The 20834-nt window shown below is 62.7% G+C and carries 22 protein-coding genes and 1 pseudogene; 8 read left to right on the top strand and 15 right to left on the bottom strand.

Going from position 1 to position 20834, the window contains the following annotated elements:
* Window positions 1-100: 100 nt before the first annotated feature.
* Together G4D79_RS24170 and G4D79_RS24165 are read right to left on the bottom strand one after the other, a co-directional pair.
* Entirely contained in the window at window positions 101-877 is a 777-nt protein-coding gene (locus G4D79_RS24170; protein ID WP_214514470.1) for a TIM barrel protein, read from the bottom strand.
* Window positions 874-1899 carry a Gfo/Idh/MocA family oxidoreductase gene (locus G4D79_RS24165; protein ID WP_214514469.1) on the bottom strand — a complete coding sequence of 342 codons (1026 nt, stop codon included), beginning with the start codon at window positions 1897-1899 and terminating at the stop codon, window positions 874-876. The genes G4D79_RS24170 and G4D79_RS24165 overlap by 4 nt, the downstream gene beginning before the upstream one ends.
* A gap of 152 nt (window positions 1900-2051) precedes the next feature.
* Between G4D79_RS24165 and G4D79_RS24160 the strand changes: the two genes are divergently transcribed.
* From G4D79_RS24160 to G4D79_RS24145, 4 genes are all read left to right on the top strand, one after another.
* A complete protein-coding gene (locus G4D79_RS24160) occupies window positions 2052-3053 on the top strand; it encodes a LacI family DNA-binding transcriptional regulator (protein WP_065455153.1) in 1002 nt (333 codons plus the stop codon).
* A 160-nt stretch (window positions 3054-3213) separates the two neighbouring features.
* A complete protein-coding gene (locus G4D79_RS24155) occupies window positions 3214-4215 on the top strand; it encodes a substrate-binding domain-containing protein (protein ID WP_003941029.1) in 1002 nt (333 codons plus the stop codon).
* Between the two features lie 63 nt (window positions 4216-4278).
* Window positions 4279-5337, top strand: a complete 1059-nt coding sequence (locus G4D79_RS24150) for an ABC transporter permease (RefSeq protein WP_003940759.1) — start codon at window positions 4279-4281, stop codon at window positions 5335-5337.
* A 3-nt stretch (window positions 5338-5340) separates the two neighbouring features.
* Window positions 5341-6153: an ATP-binding cassette domain-containing protein gene (locus G4D79_RS24145; RefSeq protein ID WP_007727336.1), complete on the top strand. Its 813-nt coding sequence runs from the start codon at window positions 5341-5343 to the stop codon at window positions 6151-6153.
* Window positions 6154-6211: 58 nt separating this feature from the next.
* Here G4D79_RS24145 and G4D79_RS24140 read toward each other — a convergent pair whose 3' ends face one another.
* The 4 genes and pseudogenes from G4D79_RS24140 to G4D79_RS24125 form a co-directional block, all read right to left on the bottom strand.
* Window positions 6212-7216, bottom strand: a complete 1005-nt coding sequence (locus tag G4D79_RS24140; RefSeq protein ID WP_214514468.1) for a Gfo/Idh/MocA family protein — start codon at window positions 7214-7216, stop codon at window positions 6212-6214.
* Window positions 7213-8079 (bottom strand): TIM barrel protein, encoded by an 867-nt coding sequence (locus G4D79_RS24135; RefSeq protein WP_209920902.1) that lies wholly within the window; start codon window positions 8077-8079, stop codon window positions 7213-7215. The genes G4D79_RS24140 and G4D79_RS24135 overlap by 4 nt, the downstream gene beginning before the upstream one ends.
* Window positions 8076-9116, bottom strand: a complete 1041-nt coding sequence (locus tag G4D79_RS24130; RefSeq protein ID WP_161120834.1) for a Gfo/Idh/MocA family oxidoreductase — start codon at window positions 9114-9116, stop codon at window positions 8076-8078. Before G4D79_RS24130 ends, G4D79_RS24135 begins: the two co-directional genes overlap by 4 nt.
* A pseudogene (locus tag G4D79_RS24125) lies at window positions 9116-9907 on the bottom strand (SDR family oxidoreductase). The gene G4D79_RS24130 and the pseudogene G4D79_RS24125 overlap by 1 nt, the downstream one beginning before the upstream one ends.
* Before the next feature lie 75 nt (window positions 9908-9982).
* Between G4D79_RS24125 and G4D79_RS24120 the strand changes: the two are divergent.
* On the top strand, window positions 9983-11005 hold the full coding sequence (locus tag G4D79_RS24120; protein WP_064688920.1) for a LacI family DNA-binding transcriptional regulator: 1023 nt from the start codon (window positions 9983-9985) through the stop codon (window positions 11003-11005).
* 58 nt (window positions 11006-11063) lie between these two features.
* Here the strand turns inward: G4D79_RS24120 and G4D79_RS24115 are convergent, their stop codons facing one another.
* From G4D79_RS24115 to sdhC, 4 genes are read right to left on the bottom strand one after another with little or no spacing between them, the layout of a single operon-like run.
* Window positions 11064-11831, bottom strand: a complete 768-nt coding sequence (locus G4D79_RS24115) for a succinate dehydrogenase iron-sulfur subunit (protein WP_003940925.1) — start codon at window positions 11829-11831, stop codon at window positions 11064-11066.
* Window positions 11831-13582 (bottom strand): succinate dehydrogenase flavoprotein subunit, encoded by a 1752-nt coding sequence (sdhA, locus tag G4D79_RS24110; RefSeq protein WP_003941011.1) that lies wholly within the window; start codon window positions 13580-13582, stop codon window positions 11831-11833. The genes G4D79_RS24115 and sdhA overlap by 1 nt, the downstream gene beginning before the upstream one ends.
* Window positions 13583-13597: 15 nt before the next feature.
* Window positions 13598-14053, bottom strand: coding sequence for a succinate dehydrogenase hydrophobic membrane anchor subunit (locus G4D79_RS24105; RefSeq protein ID WP_003940699.1), 456 nt, complete (start codon window positions 14051-14053; stop codon window positions 13598-13600).
* A 1-nt stretch (window position 14054) separates the two neighbouring features.
* Window positions 14055-14459, bottom strand: coding sequence for a succinate dehydrogenase, cytochrome b556 subunit (gene sdhC, locus G4D79_RS24100; protein WP_020969155.1), 405 nt, complete (start codon window positions 14457-14459; stop codon window positions 14055-14057).
* A 253-nt stretch (window positions 14460-14712) separates the two neighbouring features.
* Between sdhC and G4D79_RS24095 the strand changes: the two genes are divergently transcribed.
* Genes G4D79_RS24095 through G4D79_RS24085 form a run of 3 tightly spaced genes read left to right on the top strand, consistent with a single transcriptional unit; the run spans window position 14713 to window position 17500 of the window.
* A complete protein-coding gene (locus G4D79_RS24095; protein WP_019747693.1) occupies window positions 14713-15117 on the top strand; it encodes a cytidine deaminase in 405 nt (134 codons plus the stop codon).
* A complete protein-coding gene (locus G4D79_RS24090; protein WP_214514467.1) occupies window positions 15110-16405 on the top strand; it encodes a thymidine phosphorylase in 1296 nt (431 codons plus the stop codon). The genes G4D79_RS24095 and G4D79_RS24090 overlap by 8 nt, the downstream gene beginning before the upstream one ends.
* 9 nt (window positions 16406-16414) lie before the next feature.
* Window positions 16415-17500, top strand: coding sequence for an adenosine deaminase (locus G4D79_RS24085; protein ID WP_050654872.1), 1086 nt, complete (start codon window positions 16415-16417; stop codon window positions 17498-17500).
* A 15-nt stretch (window positions 17501-17515) separates the two neighbouring features.
* On the opposite strand, the gene G4D79_RS24080 is transcribed toward G4D79_RS24085, so the two are convergent.
* Genes G4D79_RS24080 through G4D79_RS24060 form a run of 5 tightly spaced genes read right to left on the bottom strand, consistent with a single transcriptional unit; the run spans window position 17516 to window position 20770 of the window.
* Window positions 17516-18754 carry a hypothetical protein gene (locus tag G4D79_RS24080; RefSeq protein ID WP_003940713.1) on the bottom strand — a complete coding sequence of 413 codons (1239 nt, stop codon included), beginning with the start codon at window positions 18752-18754 and terminating at the stop codon, window positions 17516-17518.
* A 47-nt stretch (window positions 18755-18801) separates the two neighbouring features.
* Window positions 18802-19101: a YbaB/EbfC family nucleoid-associated protein gene (locus G4D79_RS24075; protein WP_007727324.1), complete on the bottom strand. Its 300-nt coding sequence runs from the start codon at window positions 19099-19101 to the stop codon at window positions 18802-18804.
* Window positions 19098-19439 carry a hypothetical protein gene (locus tag G4D79_RS24070; protein ID WP_065352208.1) on the bottom strand — a complete coding sequence of 114 codons (342 nt, stop codon included), beginning with the start codon at window positions 19437-19439 and terminating at the stop codon, window positions 19098-19100. Before G4D79_RS24070 ends, G4D79_RS24075 begins: the two co-directional genes overlap by 4 nt.
* A gap of 9 nt (window positions 19440-19448) precedes the next feature.
* Entirely contained in the window at window positions 19449-20459 is a 1011-nt protein-coding gene (locus G4D79_RS24065; RefSeq protein WP_065352209.1) for a C40 family peptidase, read from the bottom strand.
* Complete coding sequence (locus tag G4D79_RS24060) at window positions 20456-20770, bottom strand: type VII secretion target (RefSeq protein WP_042449627.1); 315 nt, start codon at window positions 20768-20770, stop codon at window positions 20456-20458. Before G4D79_RS24060 ends, G4D79_RS24065 begins: the two co-directional genes overlap by 4 nt.
* Window positions 20771-20834: the final 64 nt, after the last annotated feature.

Raw genomic sequence — 20834 nt, 5'->3', positions numbered from 1 at the left:
CCTGAAATCCATCAAAAAGACCTCAGGAAGCGCTCCCCGTGGACTCGACCGGTGACGGAAGATCTGCGCGCTACGACGGGATCACGTTCCTGGGTGAGAGTTAGAGAGTGAAGGCGTTCCGGAAAGCAGTGAGTGCGGTGTCACTGTCTCCGGATGCCCAGCCCTCCAATCCGACCGTGCCGGTGTAACCCTGCTCGGCGAGAACGCGTGCGATGGCTGGGTAGTTGATCTCGCCGGTTCCGGGTTCGCATCGGCCGGGTACGTCGGCCACCTGAATCTCGCCGATGTTGTCACCACAACGCCGCACGAGTTCGATGAGGTTTCCTTCGCCGATCTGTGCGTGGTAGAGGTCGAGCATCATCTTGAGGTTGGGGTGTGAGACGGATTCCACCAGTGCCAGAGTGTCTTTGGCTCGGGCCATCGGTACGCCAGGGTGATCGACGATCGTATTGAGATTCTCGAGGCAGAAGACGACTCCGGCGTCTTCACCCAGTCGCGCGATCTTCTCGAGAGCGCGTTGGGCCGTCAGCCACATCGCTCCCGTAGTTCGATACTGCGGGCGCGCGGCCTGTCCGTCGATCAGCTCGCCGGTATGGAAGTTCAGCCGAGGAACGCCGAGTTTCGCTGCCGGCGTGAGGCATAGCGCCGCTGTACGTACGAGTTCGGCGCTGCCCGCTTCGTCGAACAAATCGCCGTGAAGATAGCCGGTCATCGAGGAGAACCGAGCCCCGGTGGCGACCAGAGCATCGAGGTCCTTGTCTTGCCAACTCCAGATCTCGGCTGCGAACCCCGCCTCCGAGATCCGCCGAATGCGTTCGACGACAGGGAGTTCGGTGAACGTCATCTCGGCAGAGACCGCTAAATCGAAGGGGCTCACTGCGGCACCGACAGCAGCGATACGGGCAGTCCGGTTTCCACGGATTCTTTTGCAGCCAGTGCGATTTCCAGGGCGTTGCGAGCATCGAGACCGTCGACCGACGGCGCGCTGCCGGAGCGGATGCAGTCTGCGAAGTGCGCCAGCTGGGCAACATAGGCGTCGTGAAACAGTTCGATGTTCACCCGAGGTGTGTCGGCCAGAACGCCCGGTGAGCTGTAATGACGCATCGCGGTCCGCGTGACCTCGCCTGCACTCACCATTCCACCGGAACCGAAAACCTCGCCGCGAACGTCGTAACCGTAGGTGGCCTGGAAGTTGGCCTCGGCCGACGCGAGGGCGCCGTTGTCGAACCGCAACTGAACCATCGACGTATCGAGGTACCCCTGCTCCTTGTACTGCGGATGGACGAGAGCATCGGCCTGCGCGAACACCTCGACGACGCGTGCCCCAGGGTTGAGCCAGAGCAGGGCGTCGAAGTCGTGAATCAGTGTCTCGTTGAAGATGGTCCACGGCTTGACTCGGGAGGCGACGTCGGCGGTGATTCCCGGATCGCGAGTCAGAGAGCGAAGTAGCTGCGGTGTCCCGATCCCACCGGAGGTGATCACGTCGTGTGCCGCGGCGAAGTCGGCGGCGAAGCGCCGGTTGAAACCGACCTGCAGCGCAACATTGTTCGCGGCGCATGCGCCGATTGCGCGATCGGCGTCCTCGAGTGTCAAAGCCATCGGCTTTTCGCAGAAGACATGCTTGCCGGCCTCCGCTGCTGCTACTACGAGATCGGTGTGAGTTGATGCGGGCGTACTGATGAGCACCGCTTCGACGGTCGGATCGGCAATCAGCTCAAGGGCGTCGGTGTACGCGCGGGCGTCGGAACTGACACGTTCGATCAACGACGCCGCAGCGCCGGGCGCAGGATCGGCGACGGCGACGAGACGGGTGCCGGGGATACGCAGCGCGACGGACTCGCCGTGGAAACGGCCGATCCATCCAGCGCCGATCAGACCGACTGCAACAGAGGCAGACATGGGGGCTCCGTTCGGAGTGAGGATGAGGATGAGGATGAGGATGAGGATGAGGATGAGGATGAGGAACTAGATCGTTCTAGTCCATGCCAGTAAAGCGCTGGTTGCCTCGTGCGTCAACGTTTCGGCGTGTATTCGCTGGAACGATCTAGTCTGTGGAGGTGAACAGTCGACGCCCCACCTTGCAAGACGTAGCAGACCTGGCCGGTGTGTCACGCGCACTGGTGTCCATCGTCATTCGCGATGTCCCGGGTGCCAGCGATGCGACGCGGGTACGGGTCAAGGCGGCCGCGGACGAACTCGGCTATCGACCCGACAACGCGGCGCGACTGCTGCGCCAGCATCGCAGCCGCCTGATCGGTGTCAGTTATGTTGCCGCGCAAACCTTTCACGCGGAACTGCTCGACGAGATCTACGACGCAGCCGAACGCTTGCGCTACGACGTCGTTCTCAGTGCCGTCTCGGACCGCAGGCCTGGCTCGCGCGCCGTGCGCACCCTGCTCGACGACCGATGCGAGGCGATCTTGCTGTTGGGTTCGCAGGCGCCGGAATCGGAGATCGTCGACCTGGCGGCCAAGGTTCCCGTCGTCGTGCTCGCCCGGAAGATGCCTTCAGCACATGTGGACGTTGTCCGCACGGACGACGAGGCGGGCGCCGTGATGGCCGTGAATCATCTCGTCGGACTCGGGCACCGCTCGATTGTCCATGTCGACGGCGGACGCGGTCCGGGCGCCCAGGAGAGGCGTCAGGGCTACCGGAAGGCCATGCGGGCGGCCGGACTGGAATCGCGGATACTTCCCGGCGGCCTCACGGAGGAGTTCGGCGCGGACGCCGCGCGGTCGATGGTCGAACAAGGGATTCCCGGTGCGGTCTTCGCTTTCAACGATCGTTGCGCGCTAGGAGTCCTGGACGTCTTCTTGCGTGCGGGAGTCTCGGTGCCCGGCGACGTCTCCGTGATCGGATTCGACAACAGTGCATTGGCAGGTTTGGCGCACATCGATCTGACCAGTGTCGGGCAGGACACGGCGTTTCTGGGTGGCGCCGCGGTGGAGCGAATCTCCGAACGTCTCGACGCCGGAAGTGGACTCTTGGGCAGGGACATAGTCGCGCAACCACAACTTGTAGTTCGAGGTTCAACTGGGCTCGTAGGGCGTTGACCTGGCGTTTCGACCTAAACTAGGTTGTCCGGTCTTTGATAAGCAGTCCTAATGTCAGAACAAACTATTGACATTCGACTGTGACGGGTATTACATCTTTCACATACAACCGAGCACCATCCGTTCGCGGGCCGTTGGTTGATGTCGAGAGGGAGTTCACATGTCGTTTCTCACGGGACGCAAGAGCGTTGCCGTACTGGCCGGAGCCTCAGTCGTGGTCTTGGGTCTGGCCGCCTGTTCCAGCACCGGCGGTAAGCCGGATTCTTCCGGATCCGGAATGGGCGCGGGTACGGCGGACACGCCCCGCGCCACCATTGCGATGATCACCCATGAAGTTCCCGGTGACACGTTCTGGGATCTGGTGCGCAAGGGCGCCGAAACCGCAGCGGCCAAGGACAACATCGAACTTCGGTACTCCGCCGATCCCGAGGCACCGAACCAGGCCAACTTGGTTCAGAGTGCGATCGACAGCAAGGTCGACGGGATCGCCGTCACGCTCGCGAAGCCCGACGCCATGGTTGCCGCGGTCCAAAGTGCCACCGCCGCGGGCATTCCGGTGGTCGCCCTCAACTCGGGCCTCGAAACCTGGAAGGACATGGGCGTCAAGGAGTACTTCGGTCAGGACGAGTCGATTGCCGGTGAAGCTGCCGGCGAGCGACTCAACACCGAAGGAGCGACCAAGGTGTTGTGCGTCATTCAGGAGCAGGGCAACGTGAGCCTCGAATCACGTTGTGCCGGTGTGAAGAAGTCGTTCAAGGGAGCGACGGAGATTCTCAACGTCAACGGCAAGGACATGCCGTCGGTGGAGTCGACCATCACCGCGAAGCTTCAGCAGGACCCGGCCATCGATCGAGTCCTCGCTCTCGGTGCGCCGTTTGCATTGACGTCCGTGACGTCGGTCGGCAACGCAGGCAGCAAGGCGAAGGTGGTCACCTTCGACACCAACGCGGCGCTCGTCGACGCCATCAAATCCGGTGACGTGCAGTGGGCAGTGGACCAGCAACCCTTCCTGCAGGGCTACCTCGCCATCGATTCGCTGTGGCTTTACCTCAACAACGGCAACGTGATCGGTGGTGGCTTGCCCACCCTGACCGGACCCGCGTTCATCGACAACACCAACATCGACTCGGTCGCCGAGTACGCCAAGAACGGAACTCGCTGATCCGGGCGCACGGAGGGCTGAGAGTCCGCCCTCCGTGCGCCTGTCCAGCACGGAAGGGAAATCATGTCCACTCAGGCAGATCTCGACCTTGCCGCCCACAAAGTCGTGACCGATGAACGGGTGAAGGAGCAAAAGCGCATTCAGCGCCTACTGCTCCGCCCGGAGATGGGTTCACTTGTCGGCGCCATCGCCATCTTCATCTTCTTCTGTATCGTCGCGGCACCGTTCCGTACGCCGGAAGCGCTTGCGACAGTGCTCTACTCCAGCTCCACGATCGGCATCATGGCTTGCGCGGTCGCCCTGCTCATGATCGGCGGCGAGTTCGACCTCTCCGCCGGCGTCGCAGTCACCACGTCCTCGCTCGCCGCGTCGATGATCGCCTACAACCTGCACCTCAATCTGTGGGTGGGTGCGATTCTGGCGCTCGTCGTTTCGCTCGCAGTCGGATTCTTCAACGGCTACCTCGTCATGAAGACGAAGATTCCCAGCTTCCTCATCACCCTGAGCTCGTTCCTGATGTTGACCGGAATCAACCTGGCCGTCACCAAGCTCGTGAGTGGTCAGGTTGCCACACCCAGCGTCTCCGACATGGCCGGATTCGATTCCGCGAAAAAGGTATTCGCGTCGTCGTTCTCGGTCTTCGGGGTGTCCGTCAAGATCACGGTCGTGTGGTGGCTGCTGTTCACCGCGATTGCAACATTTGTTTTGTTCAAGACCAAGATCGGCAACTGGATCTTCGCGGTCGGCGGCAATCAGGACAGCGCCCGCGCGATCGGTGTGCCGGTGACCGCAGTCAAGATCGGTTTGTTCATGACCGTCGGCTTTGCTGCCTGGTTCGTGGGCATGCATCTGCTGTTCTCGTTCAATACCGTTCAGTCCGGTCAGGGTGTCGGTAACGAGTTCCTGTACATCATCGCCGCAGTCATCGGCGGTTGCCTGCTCACCGGTGGTTACGGAACCGCGATCGGTGCTGCGATCGGCGCATTCATCTTCGGTATGACCAACCAGGGCATCGTCTACGCAGGCTGGAACCCGGACTGGTTCAAGTTCTTCCTCGGCGCCATGCTGCTGTTCGCGGTCATCGCCAACAACGCATTCCGCAACTACGCTGCGAAAAGGTGACACATGAGTACCACAGCTGAAGTTCCCGCTCTCTCGAACTCGGGCGGCAACGTGCCACTGATCGAGCTCAAGGACGTCGGTAAGCAATACGGAAACATCATCGCGCTTAAGGGAATCAACCTGCGCGTCGGTGCGGGTGAAGTAACGGGCGTGCTCGGTGACAACGGCGCAGGCAAGTCCACGCTGATCAAGATCATCGCCGGTCTGCACCAACAGAGCGAAGGTGAACTACTCGTCGACGGTGAACCGACAACGTTCCACTCGCCGAAAGAAGCTCTCGGCAAAGGCATCGCGACGGTCTATCAGGACCTCGCCGTCGTTGCGTTGATGCCGGTGTGGCGCAACTTCTTCCTCGGGCAGGAACTGCGCAAGGGTGGTCTGATCAAGTCGCTCGACGCCAACGCCATGCGCGCGACGACTCTTTCGGAACTGTCGAAGATGGGCATCGAACTACCTGACGTCGACGCACCGATCGGTAGTCTCTCGGGCGGTCAGCGTCAGTGTGTTGCCATCGCCCGCGCCATCTTCTTCGGCGCGCGCGTGCTGATTCTCGACGAGCCGACAGCAGCGCTCGGCGTCAAGCAGTCGGGAATGGTGTTGCGCTACATCACCGCTGCCAAGGAACAGGGATTCGGCGTCATCTTCATCACGCACAATCCGCACCACGCGTACATGGTCGGCGATCACTTCGTGCTCCTCAACCGAGGCAGGCAGAAGCTCGACGCCAAGTACGACGACATCTCACTCGAAGAACTGACCAAGGAGATGGCGGGCGGTGACGAGCTCGAGACGCTGACCCACGAGCTTCGCCGCTAGATCAAAACCTCGCGACTACAGCCTCGGTTCGAATCGAACCGAGGCTGTAGTCGTTTCGTCAGAGGATGGTCGTCGGCCGAACCCCGAGGCCGGAATGCATGTACGCCTCGTCGATCATCGTCATGTTGGCTACCGCGTCGCCCGGCCCGATCGGCAGCGCCGAGACCCCGGACAGATGATCGGCGAACGCTTCGAGTTGATAGGTGTACGACGACTTCGTGCCCAGATGCTCGACGCTCGTGCGCCCACCGGCCGTGACGGAGACACGGTCGTCGATGTCCGGCTGCAGGAAGTTGTGTACCAGGACGTCTCCTTCAGTGCCGAATACTCGGAAGGTGAAGTGATACCGCTCGTCCAACATCGTGGTCACCACGGATGCCGTGGCGCCGCTGGGGTATTCGAGTTCGATGTCGAACCACGAATCAACCCTCGGAGCATATTCCTCGTGGCGGGTCCCGGTCACCACTGGCGCACCACCACAGACGTCACTCAGCGTCCGGGAAGCATGTAACCCGTAGCAGCCCAGGTCCATCAGTGACCCGCCTGCCAAGGCGAGCTCCCACCGCGGGTCGTTCTCGGATGGTGTGGGCATCCGCAGTACGGTTTCCACCCGAGTGACCGCGCCGACGGCGCCGCTTCGAACCAGATCCAGCAGGCGCCGGTTCACCGGATGAAAGAGGTAGTGGAACCCCTCGAGCAGCGTCACGCCGCTCACGCGTGCTGCCTCGGCTACAGCACGCGCTTCCACCGCGTTGCTCGAAAACGGTTTCTCCGTCAGCACGTGCTTGCCGGCCTGAACGGCGGCGAGATTCCACGGTCCGTGCAGGCTGTTGGGCAGCGCGTTGTAGACGACATCCACCTCCGGATCCGAGATCAGCTCGGCGTACGAACCGACCACCCGTTCGATCCCATGCTGGGCCGCATAGGCTCTGGCCCGCTCGGGGTCGCGTGCGGCAACGGCCACCAGGCGGTGCCCGGTGGCCGTTGCAGGTTTGATCATCGCGTTCTCGGCGATGCGTGAGGCTCCCAGAATGCCTATCCGCAGCGGGGTAGGAGGTGTCACAGAACCGACCGCAGATACTCGACGCTCGCTCGCACATCGCGCACCGGTCCCTCGTCCGACGGCGCTTCGGCCAGAATGGTGTCCTGCTCGAGCACGTACCACCCGTCGAAACCGTGGCGCTGCAATATGGCTGTGACACCGGCGATGTCGACGTCGCCGCCACCGAGTGGACGGTACATTCCCGCCTTCACGCCGTCGGTGTAGGTGAGCTCACCTCTGCGAACGCGTGATGCGAGGGCATCGTCGACGTCCTTGAGATGCACGTGGGTGATGCGCTCGGGAGCTTGACGCGCCAGGTCGACCGGATCGGTGCCGCCGATCAACAGGTGGCCGGTGTCCAGGCACAGGGGGATGGCCGAGCCGTCGAGCACTCGCAGGACCTCGTCGCGCTGCTCGATCATCGTTCCGACGTGAGGGTGGACAACTGCCCTGATTCCGCGCTCGGCCGCGGCGTCGGTGAGGCGATCGAGATTGTGCAGCAGGGTTTTCCAACTCTGCTCGTCCAGTTCTGGGCGTGAATCGTAGCCGTCGGAACCCGTCGCGGCGGCCAGAACCAAAACCTCGGCACCCGAGGCGACAAAACCGTCGAGGATGGGGGAGATGCCGGGTACCGGATCATGATCGTCATCATGCAGCAGTACTGGTGCAAACCCGCCGACTGCGCTCAGGTCGTGATCCGCGAGCACCTTGGCCATTTCGGCGGGTGCTGTCGGCAGAAAGCCCTCCGGTCCGATTTCCGTTGCCGCCAGACCGACTTCGCGCATTTCCCGGAGGACTTGCGCAGGGTCGAGTTGGTAGCCCCAGCCCGGGACTTCGCACACGCCCCAGGAGATCGGTGCGCCGGCGATGCGAGGAGTGCTCATGTGTGTGCCTCATTCTTGTCGTGAAGGAACAGATCTTTGACTTCGGTGATCGTGACGGGCCGACCCTCGCGCAGAGAGTGCGTTGCAGCTTCGGAGATCCACGCCGACTCGACCGCATCTGTGGGCGTGCACGGTGATTCCCGACGCCCGGCGACAACGCCGAGGAATGCTTCGAGTTCCGCACGGTAGGCGGACGTGAAGCGGTCCATGAAGAACGTGTACGGCTCCTTCGAGGGGAACGATGTTTCGGGGTCGAGAGAGCGGAGTGGCAAGCGGTCGTCCAGCCCGGCAACGACGGAGTCCGCCGAGCCGAGTACCTCGAGTCGGCAGTCGTAGCCGCGGCCGTTGTAGCGGGTATTCGACACGACCGCGATGGTTCCGCCTTCGAAAGTGAGAACCGTTGCGGCGGTGTCGACGTCACCGGCATCGGCGATCCCGCGATCACCCTGATTCGAGCCGGTGGCAAAAACCGTGGTGACTTCGCGGCCGCTGACCCACCTGACGATGTCGAAATCGTGGATCGAGCAGTCGCGGAAGATGCCGCCGGAGTGTGCGATGTACGAGATCGGCGGGGGAGCGGGGTCGAGGGTGGTCGATCGGAGAGTGTGGATCCAACCGAGTTCTCCGGATCGAACCGCGTCGTACGCCGCCACAAATGACGGGTCGAATCGGCGCTGAAATCCGATCTGGACTGGTACCGACGTCTGCTCGGCAGTCGCGAGGACACGAACCGAGGATTCGATCGAGTCGGCTACCGGCTTTTCGCAGAACGTCGGGATGTCTCGGCGGACAGCGGCTTCGATCAGGTCGGCGTGCGAACTCGACGACGCGGCGATCAGAACGCCGTCGATGCCTGACGCTAAAAGCGCGTCGGGATCGGCAGCGGACTCCACGTCGAGTTCGCTTGCCACGTCCGAGGTTCGACGTGCGTCGACGTCGGTGACAATCAGTGCGTCGACGCCGTCCATCGTCAGCAGGTTTCGGGCGTGGTAGCTGCCGATTCGTCCGAGCCCGATGACTCCGATGCGAGCGCCCATCAGTCCAGCCCTCCGAAGACGTTCTGGTCCCAGTCGATAATCGAACCTGTCACGACTCCGCTGCGATCGGAGAGCAGGAAGACGACGAAGTCGGCGATTTCGTCGACCTGTCCGAGCTTGCCCATGGGGAGGGTGCTGCCCGCACGTTCCTGCTAGTCGTCACCGGCGTCGTGAAAAGCTCTCTGCGTGAGGTCTTCTCCCTCGGTCTGTGTCCACCCGATGTCGAGACCGTTGATCCGGATACGATCCCAGCGATGCGCATGGGCGGCGTTGCGGGTCAGCCCCGCCAGCCCGGCCTTCGCTGCCACGTACGGCGCGAGATACGGCTGCCCGCCGAGTTCGGACGTGGAGATGATGTTGACGATGGACCCGGGGACCGCACGCTCGCGCATGTCTTTGACTGCTGCCTGCATCGTGAAGAACGGACCGCGAAGGTTCACCGCGATGTGCTGGTCGAAGAGTTCTTCGGTGGTGTCGAGCAGCGTTCCGCGTGAAGTGAGCCCGGCGGAATTGACCAGAGCATCCACGCGGCCGAAGTGAGAGATCGTCTCGGCCACGCTGTCGAGCGCGGAATCCGTTTGTGCCACATCGGCTTCGATGAAGTGAGTTCCCGGAAGTTCTGTCTCGAGAGCCTTTCCGACGTCCGGGCGTCGGCCGGTGAAAGCCACCTGAGCGCCCTCACGGACTGCGGCGCGTACGATTCCGGCGCCGACGCCTTGCGAGCCGCCACTGACCAGTAAGACGGTGTCGGCCAGGAGTGCGGGCCTGGTTACGCCCGGCGTAGAAGTCATGGGTTTAGTCTGGCTGTGACGAAGACCTCGAGCAACAGCAAAAAACCATCAAATATCCATCATCGTGAGGTAGTTGTGGCGCATCGATTCAAAGTACGGGAGATCGCTCAGCAGTCGGGCCTGAGTGAGGCCACCGTCGACCGGGTGCTCAACGACCGTCCTGGAGTTCGCGACGGCACACGATCGGAGGTTCGCCAGGCGATCACGGACCTGGAACGTCAACGCTCGCAACTGAAACTGGTCGGTCGCACGTTCATCGTCGACGTCGTGTTGCAAACTCCTGCAAGGTTTTCCGACGCCGTCCGTGACGCGCTCGAGGCCGAACTGCCCACCCTTGCACCCGCTGTTGTTCGTTCCAGGTTTCACTTTCGTGAAACCGGTTCGGTAGAAGCGATGACGTCGACGCTCGACAAGATTCGCCGGCGCGGCTCCCACGGAGTCATCGTCAAGGCTCCCGACACTCCGGAAGTCGTGTCGGCGATCGACCGGTTGGTGGCGGCAAGGATTCCGGTCGTCACGTTGGTGACCGACGTTGCCGGCAGCAGGCGAGCCGCCTACATCGGCATCGACAACCGAGCCGCCGGGGCCACCGCCGCGTACTTGATAGATCAGTGGCTGGGGGATCGGGAAGGCAACGTGCTGGTCAGCATGAGCAGCGGGTTCTTCCGCGGGGAGGAAGAACGGGAGATGGGATTTCGCTCCGCCATGCGAGTCTCAGCTCCGCATCGACGGTTGATCGACATTCCGAACAGTGACGGTCTGGATCAGACGAGTAGGAAACTGGTGCGAGCGGCACTCGAATCCGATCCGCAGATCCGTGCCGTGTATTCGATCGGTGGTGGCAACCTGGCCACGGTCGACGCGTTCGACGAACTGAACCGGGAATGCAGTGTCTTCATCGCCCACGATCTCGACGGTGACAATCGAAAGTTGCTGGGGGAGAGGCGAATATCAGCGGTGCTCCACCACGATCTGCGTGCGGATGTTCGCACTGCCTGTCAGGTGGTCATGAAGGAACACGGCGCCATGGGCGCTCACTTCGGCTTTACGACGTCACCGGTTCAAGTCGTGACACCGCTCAACATGCCCCCGACATAGCTGTGCGCGGTTAAGGAGTCCGGAGACTCCCTAACCGCGCACAGGGCCGAAGGCCTGACTATCGAGCGAAGAGCAGTGCTCGCTTGACTTCCTGAATAGCCTTTGTCACCTGGATGCCGCGGGGGCACGCGTCGGTGCAGTTGAACGTGGTGCGGCAACGCCACACGCCGTCCTTGTCGTTCAGGATGTCGAGACGCTCGGAAGCGGCCTCGTCACGGCTGTCGAAGATGAACCGGTGTGCGTTCACGATGGCAGCGGGACCGAAGTAGCTGCCGTCGCTCCAGTACACGGGGCACGACGTGGTGCAGCATGCGCAGAGGATGCACTTGGTGGTGTCGTCGAAACGAGCACGGTCGTGCTGGCTCTGGATGCGCTCACGAGTGGGCTCGTTGCCACTGGTGATGAGGAACGGCTTCACGGCGCGGAATGCGTCGAAGAAGGGCTCCATGTCGACAACCAGGTCCTTCTCGACGGGCAGGCCCTTGATGGGCTCGACCGTGATGGTGACCGGCTTGCCGTCCTTGGGCAGCATGTCCTTCATCAGCAGCTTGCAGGCCAGACGGTTCACACCGTTGATCCGCATGGCGTCCGATCCACAGACACCGTGTGCGCAGCTGCGACGGAACGTGAGGGTGCCGTCGAGGTAACCCTTTACGTACAGCAGCAGGTTGAGCAGACGGTCGGTGGGCAGTGCCGGGACCTGGAAACTGTCCCAGTGCTGGCCCTCGCCCGATTCGGGATTCATCCGCGCGATCTTGAGAGTGACCATGACGGCCCCCTCGGGAACAGCGGGGAGTTTGGGTGCATCTACAGCAGGCGCAGACATCAGTACTTACGCTCCATCGGCTCGTAGCGGGTCTGGATCACCGGCTTGTAGTCCAGACGGATGTCGGAGAGCAGGCCGTCACCCTCCTTGTACGCCATCGTGTGCTTCATGTACTCGGCGTCGTTGCGATCCGGGAAGTCCTCGCGAGCGTGGCCGCCGCGCGATTCCTTGCGGTTGAGGGCGCCGACGACGGTGACCTCTGCCATTTCGAGGAGGAAGCCCAGCTCGATGGCCTCGAGCAGGTCGCTGTTGTAGCGCTTGCCCTTGTCCTGGACCGTGATGTGGTTGTAGCGCTCCTTGAGAGCACGCACATCCTTGAGAGCCTGGGTGAGGCGCTCTTCGGTGCGGAAGACGGAGGCGTTGTTGTCCATCGACTGCTGCAGCTCGGTGCGGATGTCCGCAACGCGCTCGTGGCCGTGATCGGACAGGATGACGCCGACCCAGTCTTCGACCATCGCGGCCGGGGTTTCCGGCATGTCGACGAACTCGGTGGAGTTCGCGTACTCGGCGGCAGCGATGCCGGCGCGACGGCCGAACACGTTGATGTCGAGGAGCGAGTTGGTACCGAGACGGTTTGCACCGTGTACGGAGACACAGGCGCATTCGCCGGCCGCGTACAGACCCTTCACGATCTCGTCGTTGTTGCGCAGCACCTCACCGTTGATCTTGGTGGGGATACCGCCCATGACGTAGTGGCACGTCGGGTAGACGGGCACGGGCTCCTTGACGGGGTCCACGCCGAGGTAGGTGCGCGAGAACTCCATGATGTCGGGGAGCTTCTCGTCGAGAACTTCCTCGGGGATGTGCGTCACGTCGATGTAGACGTAGTCCTTGTTCGGGCCGGCGCCGCGGCCTTCGAGAACCTCGAGGACCATCGAACGCGCCACGATGTCACGAGGAGCGAGGTCCTTGATGGTGGGTGCGTAACGCTCCATGAAGCGTTCACCGTCGGCATTACGGAGAATGCCACCTTCACCGCGGACGGCTTCCGAGATCAGGATGCCGAGACCGGCGAGTCCTGTCGGGTGGAACTGGTGGAACTCCATGTCCTCGAGGGGCAGGCCCTTGCGGAAGATGATGCCCATGCCGTCACCGGTGAGGGTGTGCGCGTTGGACGTCGTCTTGTACATGCGTCCCGAGCCGCCGGTCGCGAAGACGATCGACTTGGCGTGGAAGATGTGCAGCTCGCCGGTCGAGAGCTCGTAGCAGATGACACCGGTGGCAACCGGGCCGTCCTCGGTCTCGGTGATGGCGATGTCGAGCGCGTAGAACTCGTTGAAGAACTCGACGTCGTGCTTGACGCAGTTCTGGTAGAGCGTCTGCAGGATCATGTGACCGGTGCGGTCGGCGGCGTAACACGCACGGCGGACGGGTGCCTTGCCGTGGTCGCGTGTGTGGCCACCGAATCGACGCTGGTCGATCTTGCCTTCGGGCGTGCGGTTGAACGGCAGACCCATCTTCTCGAGGTCGAGCACCGCATCGATGGCCTCCTTGGCCATGATCTCGACGGCGTCCTGGTCGGCGAGGTAGTCGCCGCCCTTGACGGTGTCGAAGGTGTGCCACTCCCAGTTGTCTTCCTCCACGTTCGCCAGTGCGGCACACATGCCGCCCTGGGCCGCGCCGGTGTGGCTGCGGGTGGGGTAGAGCTTGGTCAGTACGGCCGTGCGGGCACGGGGGCCAGCTTCGATTGCCGCACGCATGCCTGCGCCACCGGCGCCGACGATGACCACGTCATAACGATGTTCCTGCATGAAGTCTGTGCTCCCCTAGCTCGCCGAGATATTGGGGTCGAAGGTGAAGATGACGTACGTGCCCAGGCCCATGATCAGGATCATCGAGAGAACGAGGATCGTGGTCAGCCAGAAGCGCGTGGAGTCCTTGCGGGAGTAGTCCGCGATGACCGTGCGCAGACCGTTACCGCCGTGCAGCTGTGCCAGCCACAACATCGTCAGATCCCAGAACTGCCAGAACGGGCTGGACCAGCGACCTGCGACGAACGCGAAGTTCAAACGGTGAACGCCACCGTCGAGCATCAGCATGATGAACATGTGGCCCAGGACCAGAACGATCAGGGCGACGCCGGAGAAGCGCATGAAGAGCCATGCGTACAACTCGAAGTTGTTCCGAGCCTTCGCGCGCGGGGACCGCGGGTTGTCCAGGCTTGCGGGACGGTCGTATGAGGTGCCCAGGCTCTTGGCTTCGGGTCCGTGAGTAGTCGCCATGTCAGTGCTCCGCAAACATGTTGATGAGGATGCGTCCGGCGCCTGGGATCATCACCAGGAACCAGATCGTCAGAATGGTCCAGAGCATGACGCGCTGGTACTTCGGGCCCTTCGACCAGAAGTCCACCAACATCACGCGCACGCCGTTGAGGGCGTGGTAGAGGACTACGCCGACGAGGCCGATCTCCATGAGGCCGACGAGGGGGTTCTTGTACGTGTCGATGACGGCGTCGTACGTATCGGGATTGACCCGAACGAGTGCCGTATCGAGAACGTGTACGAATAGGAAGAAGAAAGTAGCGACGCCTGTGATCCGGTGTAGAACCCAGGACCACATTCCGGGGTCGCCCCGGTAAAGCGACCTCGTGCGCTCCTTCTGAGGAGCGGCTTCAGTCGTAGTACTCATCGAGTGCTGTGCCTCCAACGTCATTGGTGGACGCGTCGAGCCTGCAGAGAGCTTCGATGTACCTCAGCCCGGGCTCGACGGGATCCTGAACCGACTTGACTCAGACTCTAAACCTATGTGAAACCGGGAACTAATCAGATGCGGGATTCGTACGCGTACCAAACTCTTTGTAAGGTTTGCCTTTCCAATCTCACCTAGCCGGTTTCGGCGTGGTTTCTGCATCCATTCAGTCGGCGTGATTGGATAACGAACCATGGGTGACATCGACTGGAAGTTGTTGCGGCACAACGCGCAAGTGGTCATGCGGCAGGCTTATGCACCGTACTCGGGCTATGCAGTGGGTGCAGCTGCCCTGGTAGACGATGGTCGGATCGTCTCAGGATGCAATGTGGAAAATGTCTCATACGGTTTGAGCCTGTGTGCCGAATGCGGACTCGTCGGTAACTTAGCCGCCACCGGGGGCGGGCGGCTGGTTGCCTTCACGTGCTGCGACGCGAAGGGCTCGATTCTGATGCCATGCGGCAGGTGCAGACAGCTTCTTCTCGAGCACGGCGGGGGTGAGATGCTTGTCGACACGAGCAGTGGGTTCAAGCCGCTGAGCGAGCTGTTGCCTGATGCTTTCGGGCCGGAACAAGCAGAGGGGCTCCGCCATGTTTGACGCAGTTTCCATCATCGGCGCCAAGCGTGACGGCCGCGAGTTGTCGGGAACCGAGATCGACTGGATAGTTCAGGCGTTCACACAGGGGATCGTCGGCGACGAGCAGATGTCGGCGCTCGCGATGGCGATCTATTTCCGAGGAATGTCACGAGCAGAGACCGGCCGATGGACCGAGGCGATGATCGAATCCGGCGGGAGGATGGACTTTTCGGACTTGCCGCTGCCCACCGTCGACAAGCATTCGACCGGTGGAGTGGGGGACAAGATCACCCTTCCGCTTGCACCCCTCGTCGCTGCCTGTGGTCTTGCAGTCCCGCAGTTGTCGGGCCGCGGACTCGGCCACACCGGTGGAACTCTCGACAAGCTCGAGGCCATTCCAGGTTGGCGAGCCGAGCTCACGGCGACGGAGATGGTCGACATTCTCTCGGATCCGAAAATCGGCGCGGTGATCTGCGCTGCCGGAGCGAATCTGGCCCCCGCGGACAAGAAGCTCTACGCGCTGCGCGACGTGACCGGAACGGTGGAATCCATTCCGCTGATCGCAAGTTCGATCATGAGCAAGAAGATTGCCGAGGGAACCGGCGCCCTGGTACTCGACGTCAAAGTCGGTTCCGGAGCGTTCATGAAGGACCTCGGCGACGCGCGAAAGTTGGCACGCACGATGGTCGAGTTGGGCAACGACGCCGGCGTGCGTACAAGTGCTCTCATCACCGGGATGGACACCCCGCTGGGATTGACGGCTGGCAACGCTCTCGAGGTGCGTGAATCCGTCGAGGTGCTGGCAGGAGGCGGGCCGTCGGACGTCGTCGAGCTGACCCTGGTCCTGGCTCGGGAGATGCTGTCCGCGGCTGGGATCGACGGTATCGACCCCGCAGACAAACTGTCCGACGGCACAGCCATGGACCGGTGGCGCGCGATGATCGCCGCCCAAGGTGGGGACCCGCACGCAGCACTGCCGGTGGCCCGGCACAGCGACGTCGTCACCGCGGACCGAGACGGCGTACTGACCCGACTCGACGCCATGGCGGTCGGCATCGCAGCCTGGAAACTGGGAGCCGGACGCGAACGGCAGGGCGAAGCCGTTCAGGCCGGTGCCGGCATCGAGATGCACGCGAAGCCCGGCGACGTGGTCCGCGCCGGACAGAAGCTGATGACACTGCACACCGACACTCCCGAGAGATTTGATGCAGCGCGACGAAGCCTCGGCGGTGGATGGTCGATCGGGACCGATTCCGACACCGTTTCGCGACCGTTGCTCATCGAGCGAATTGTGGGTGATTCGCGTTAGCGTTGGCGAATGAACGCACCGGAGTTGACCACGATCCGCAGCGCACCCAAAGTTCTTCTCCACGATCATCTCGACGGAGGACTCCGACCCGAGACCGTTCTCGAACTGGCCGAGCAATGTGGCTACGACGAGCTGCCGGCGAATACGGCTTCCGAACTGGCGCAATGGTTCCGAACTGCCGCTGACAGTGGATCGCTCGAGCTCTACCTCGAAACGTTCGCGCACACAGTCGCCGTGATGCAGACCCCCGAAGGGCTTGCACGGGTGGCACGTGAGTGTGCCGAGGATCTGGCCGACGACAACGTCGTCTATGCCGAGGTCCGTTTTGCGCCCGAGCAGCACCTGGAACAAGGCCTGAGTTTGGACGAGGTCGTCGAGCACGTTCTCGAAGGTTTCCGGGCCGGCGAATCCGCTGCCAGGGTCGCGGGACGGGAGATCCGCATCGGCTGTCTCCTGACGGCGATGAGGCATGCCGCCCGGTCGCGGGAGATCGCCGAACTCGCGGTGCGATTCCGGGACCGCGGAGTGGTCGGGTTCGACATCGCCGGCGCCGAGGCCGGAAACCCACCGAGCCGGCACCTCGACGCGTTCGAGTACATGCGTGACGCGAACGCCCACTTCACGATTCACGCGGGTGAGGCTTTCGGGTTGCCGTCGATCCACGAAGCCATCGCCTTCTGCGGAGCGGATCGGTTGGGCCACGGCGTGCGGATCGTGGACGACATCGACGTAGGCGTGCAAGGTGGGGCAGAGTTGGGTCGGCTCGCGAACTACGTCCGTGACATGCGCATTCCCCTGGAACTGTGCCCGAGTTCGAACGTGCAGACCGGAGCCGTAGCCGCCCTGGCGGACCATCCGTTCGGACTCTTGGCGGACTTGCGCTTCCGAGTGACCGTCAACACCGACAACAGGCTGATGAGCGACACCACCATGAGCCGGGAAATGGCCGCGTTGGTCGAGACCTTCGGTTACGGATGGACCGATCTCGAACGCTTCACCATCAACGCGATGAAGTCGGCCTTCATCCCGTTCGACGAGCGCCTCGCGTTGATCGACGACGTCATCAAGCCGGGCTACGCCGTGCTCATCGGCTAGATGACGTGCGCCCGACTACTCAGATCGAAGCCGGGCCTCGAACTCGCGCTCGAGTTCGCGCCAGGCCTCGGATTCCTTGGTGAACGGCGCACTCGGAGCCATCCGCGACGGATCGGGGTTGAGGAGGTACGAGACGTACCAACCCAGCTCGTTCGACGCGGACAGAGCCTCCTCGGTGGAGTCGTCGTCGGCGAAATCTGCTGCATCGGTGAACAATTCGACTGCGAGTTCCAGCTGCTCGGCATCTACGACGTCCGGGCCCTGGGCGAGGTCGTCGGCGATACCGGGCAGAACGTAGACGTTCTCGTCCGTGACCTCGATTTCGAGTGAACCGTCGACGGCCGCATTCTGAATTTCGCCGTACGTACTGACCTGCGAGAGATCGTGTTCGTGGTTGTCGGCGAGGTAGCGAGCGAGTGCGCGCTCGCTACGGAAGACGGTGATCAGTCCGTCCTTGCCGAGGAAGATCGCCTGATCTCCCATGTAGCAGCGCAGAGTGTAGAACGTCTCGGCCGAGGTGATGATGCGGATCGGGTCGACACCGACCTCACCCCAGAAGGTCTCGACTTCGTCTTCGTCCTCTTCGAGGTCGTCTTCGTCGAATTCCTCGTCCTCGCCCTCCTCGGCGACATCGTCGGCGTCGACGGTGTTCTCGGCGGCAGCGAGCAGTTCAGCTTCGGCGACCGCCACAGCAGCTGCATCGACCTTCGGGGAGGTGACCACCTTGTCGATGGCGTCGAGAACGGCGTCCCAGTCCTTGACGATCGCAGCGCCGACCTGGTCCCACAGCTCCAGGCCTTCGCGGCCTTCGAAGGTGCCGGCGCCGGTGGCAAGCGCGCCGAGTACCGGATGGCCGCTGAAGAAGCGGATGACCGCGTCGAGTTCGCACACCTCACCGATGTTGCGAGCCATGTTCAGGGTGTCCTCGAGTTCCGAGACCACCAATGCCTCAGGGTCACCTGCGGCCAGTTCCGGCACGCCGACGAAGTCGAACGTGAAGTTCTCTTCCGGTTCCAACTCGGCTGCCGACAGTCCGGAGACGACGGCCCACGCCGGATGCTCGACCAGGTCGTTGTCGGAGTCCGTTCGGATGAAGGCCGCGAGTTCCGCGACGGAGGAGAACCCGTAGAGGTCTTCCTCATGGCCGAGAAACGCTTCCCACTCGTCGTCGCCCTCGCGCCAGCGAGGTGCCCACAAAGTGACGAGGTCTCCGTCGGTGAGTCCGATTTCGATAGGGACGATGTCTCCAGCCATGGGCGGAAGCCTATCCACCGCAGCGCGAAAGGCATAGCGGGGGTTCGTCACGTTTGTTTCAGGGCTACTCGGAGCTCACTGACCAGTCGCTCGCGTTCGTCGTTGGACTGTTGAACTGCCTGGTGAATCGTGGCCACCGTCAATGCGGCCACCGTCTGAGAATTCATCGCGGTGATTGCGTCGGTGATCCGTAGGTCGACCAGAGCGCCCAGCCCGTCGACAGTCGCCGTGACTATCCCACCCTCGCTCGAGACGACTACCCGAAGAGCGCCGACCCCGTCGACGGCGTCCTGCAAGAGTCCCGTCCGGTGTTTCGCCAGCTCCATGATTCGATCAATCTCGCTCATATCGAACGCATCCAGCTCGACGGAAGGTTCTGGCCCTCGGCGGCGTCGACATCGGCCAGTTCGTCTCGGGTCGGTAGACCGAGCCGATCGAGGATCGCTGCCGGGACTCCGGTCTCCTCGAGCTCCACACGATGGCGGGCGCCGGCTTCGATTGCTGCATGTGAGCACAGCGTGAGTATCTGCTGCGCCAACCGCTGCCCGCCGTACCGCAGTTCGTCCTGGCTGATCCGCAGGTCCACGGGCACGGCGTGCTCCGTGGCGCGGACCGCGATGGTTCTGGCGCGGTTGACGGCTACGGCTGTGATGATCGGCGGTGATTCGCGCTTGTTCTCGGGCATGATTCCCTGTCATTCCGTCGGACGGTAGAAGCCGTGAAAGCCCATGCCGCTGTTCGTGGTTCGGATGGCGCTGATCTCGACAGGATCGCCGGCTTCGACCATCTGACCGTTGCCGATCACCATGGCGACGTGTCCGTCCCAGACCGCGAGGTCGCCCGGCATCAGATTGTTCTGATCGACCTGGTTCCCGATTCCCTGTTCCTGAGCCAACCTCGGAATATCGACTCCGGCCTGGCCGTACGCCCATTGAGTCAGCCCGCTGCAGTCCAGACCGACTCCCGGCGTCGTGCCTCCCCAGGCGTACGGGACACCCTGTTGAGTGAGCGCGTTGCGTACGGCAGCAGCGGCCTCGGCGTTCGGTGCGGTGGCAATCGAGCCGTCGGGAAGTTCGACCTCAACGCCACCGACGGAACCGGAACCACTTGCGGAACCGGAACCACTTGCGGAACCGGAACCACTTGCGGAACCGGAACCACCCGCCGACTCGGAGACCCCAGGTGCGGGATCGGGTATCGGGACGGACGGGACGAGTGCGGACATCTTGTCGGTCGACCCGGCCAACTCACCGCGTACCCGCTCGATAACCGATACCGCGCGTCCGAGGTGCTCCAACGCGGCCGACAACAACATCAATTGGCCCGTCGGTGTCATCAGCGTCGGCCCGGCCTTGATCGCGAGTGTCAGAAAGGACTGGAGAATCTCACCGAGTTCGGTCATTCCCGCGTACACGGACGTTGTCGCTTCGTCCACGACGCCGGCGATGTCGGTCCCACGATCGGCGAGGTTTCGCGTCGACGTCTGCGTCTGCTCGGTTTTGGTCACCGCAGCGGTGAGTGCCGTGGACGAGCTCTGAGAGGACGCCAGTTCGCTCAGAGCAGCGCTTCCCAATTGGTATGCGATCTCGAGGGCGTCCGTGGCGATTCGGATGCCGACGTCGGGTCCACTTGCGCTGGGGGCACCAGTCCCGACAGTGTCGACCAGATCGATGATCGGTCGTGCGAGTGCGTCGACGTCGATCATGAGCGTGCGGCTTCGGTGAGAGCCCTTCGTACCGATTCCTCGGAGTCGAGATAGACGGCATGAGCGTCGAGGGCGGCCGACCGGACACTGGAAATTACAGTGGACAGTCGATCGATGTCGTCGATGTGCGCTTGTTGTGCCCGGCCCGCGACGCCGACGAAGTCGCCGCCGATCAGCCCGAGCACAGCGGACAGAGCCATGTGATCGCCACCCGCTGCGTCCTGTCGAGCTTGCGCGACGTTGTCGGCAACAGTGCCCAACCGCGTGGCGAACTCCGCGATGCTTTCAGTGTCCAGATCCAGATTTGTCAACTTGTCTTCCCCCCGTTGCGCTTACTCCTTCTTGGACGCCGCGCGGGGTGCTCCGGTTCCCGAG

Source organism: Rhodococcus sp. WY5, assembly GCF_018588185.1.
Lineage (GTDB): Bacteria > Actinomycetota > Actinomycetes > Mycobacteriales > Mycobacteriaceae > Rhodococcus_F > Rhodococcus_F qingshengii.
This window is presented reverse-complemented; position numbering and strand designations above follow the sequence as displayed.

Bases quoted from the DNA above. Each gene is read 5' to 3' on its own strand.
- G4D79_RS24080 (WP_003940713.1), bottom strand. From the start codon at position 18,754: ATGGCTGGAGACATCGTCCCTATCGAAATCGGACTCACCGACGGAGAC.
- G4D79_RS24065 (WP_065352209.1), bottom strand. From the start codon at position 20,459: ATGATCGACGTCGACGCACTCGCACGACCGATCATCGATCTGGTCGAC.
- G4D79_RS24085 (WP_050654872.1), top strand. From the start codon at position 16,415: ATGAACGCACCGGAGTTGACCACGATCCGCAGCGCACCCAAAGTTCTT.
- G4D79_RS24075 (WP_007727324.1), bottom strand. From the start codon at position 19,101: ATGAGCGAGATTGATCGAATCATGGAGCTGGCGAAACACCGGACGGGA.
- G4D79_RS24130 (WP_161120834.1), bottom strand. From the start codon at position 9,116: ATGGGCGCTCGCATCGGAGTCATCGGGCTCGGACGAATCGGCAGCTAC.
- sdhC (WP_020969155.1), bottom strand. From the start codon at position 14,459: ATGAGTACTACGACTGAAGCCGCTCCTCAGAAGGAGCGCACGAGGTCG.
- G4D79_RS24135 (WP_209920902.1), bottom strand. From the start codon at position 8,079: ATGAGCACTCCTCGCATCGCCGGCGCACCGATCTCCTGGGGCGTGTGC.
- G4D79_RS24145 (WP_007727336.1), top strand. From the start codon at position 5,341: ATGAGTACCACAGCTGAAGTTCCCGCTCTCTCGAACTCGGGCGGCAAC.
- sdhA (WP_003941011.1), bottom strand. From the start codon at position 13,582: ATGCAGGAACATCGTTATGACGTGGTCATCGTCGGCGCCGGTGGCGCA.
- G4D79_RS24155 (WP_003941029.1), top strand. From the start codon at position 3,214: ATGTCGTTTCTCACGGGACGCAAGAGCGTTGCCGTACTGGCCGGAGCC.
- G4D79_RS24165 (WP_214514469.1), bottom strand. From the start codon at position 1,899: ATGTCTGCCTCTGTTGCAGTCGGTCTGATCGGCGCTGGATGGATCGGC.
- G4D79_RS24095 (WP_019747693.1), top strand. From the start codon at position 14,713: ATGGGTGACATCGACTGGAAGTTGTTGCGGCACAACGCGCAAGTGGTC.
- G4D79_RS24070 (WP_065352208.1), bottom strand. From the start codon at position 19,439: ATGCCCGAGAACAAGCGCGAATCACCGCCGATCATCACAGCCGTAGCC.
- G4D79_RS24115 (WP_003940925.1), bottom strand. From the start codon at position 11,831: ATGTCTGCGCCTGCTGTAGATGCACCCAAACTCCCCGCTGTTCCCGAG.
- G4D79_RS24105 (WP_003940699.1), bottom strand. From the start codon at position 14,053: ATGGCGACTACTCACGGACCCGAAGCCAAGAGCCTGGGCACCTCATAC.
- G4D79_RS24090 (WP_214514467.1), top strand. From the start codon at position 15,110: ATGTTTGACGCAGTTTCCATCATCGGCGCCAAGCGTGACGGCCGCGAG.
- G4D79_RS24150 (WP_003940759.1), top strand. From the start codon at position 4,279: ATGTCCACTCAGGCAGATCTCGACCTTGCCGCCCACAAAGTCGTGACC.